At 70.0% G+C, this 573-nt stretch carries 1 pseudogene; it reads right to left on the reverse strand.

Annotated elements, in window-relative coordinates:
* Positions 1-174: 174 nt before the first annotated feature.
* Positions 175-573 (reverse strand): annotated as a pseudogene (gene sucC, locus ACP56T_RS21895) (succinate--CoA ligase subunit beta); the annotation flags it as partial.

Raw genomic sequence — 573 nt, forward strand, 5'->3', positions numbered from 1 at the left:
TCCTGGATCAGGTAGAAGCCGCCGAGACCGATCCGGGCCGAGACGAAGCCCCTGGCCGGACCGGGCGCGAACCAGCGCGACGGCCCCACCAGCTCCTCGCCCTCCCAGTCGCCGGCGAAGGCGGCGAGGCGCCGGTGCTCCGCGCCGAGCTGAGGCGCCCCCGGCATGGCGCCCTCAGCCCTTCACCGCGGCGACGATCTTCTGCGCCGCGTCGTCGAGGTCGTCCGCCGGGATCACGTTGAGGCCGGAGTTGCGGATGATGGCCTTGCCCTCCTCCACGTTGGTGCCCTCCAGCCGCACCACCAGCGGCACCGACAGGCCCACGGTCTTCACCGCCGCGATCACCCCGCGCGCGATCACGTCGCACTTCATGATGCCGCCGAAGATGTTGACCAGGATGCCCTTCACGTTCGGATCGGCGGTGATGATCTTGAAGGCCGCCGTGACCTTCTCCTCGCTGGCGCCGCCGCCGACATCCAGGAAGTTCGCCGGCTCCTCGCCGTAGAGCTTGATGATGTCCAGCGTCGCCATGGCGAGCCCGGCGCCGTTGACCATGCAGCCGATGGTGCCGTC

It is taken from the genome of Methylobacterium endophyticum (genome assembly GCF_050591105.1).
Taxonomy (GTDB): Bacteria; Pseudomonadota; Alphaproteobacteria; order Rhizobiales; family Beijerinckiaceae; genus Methylobacterium.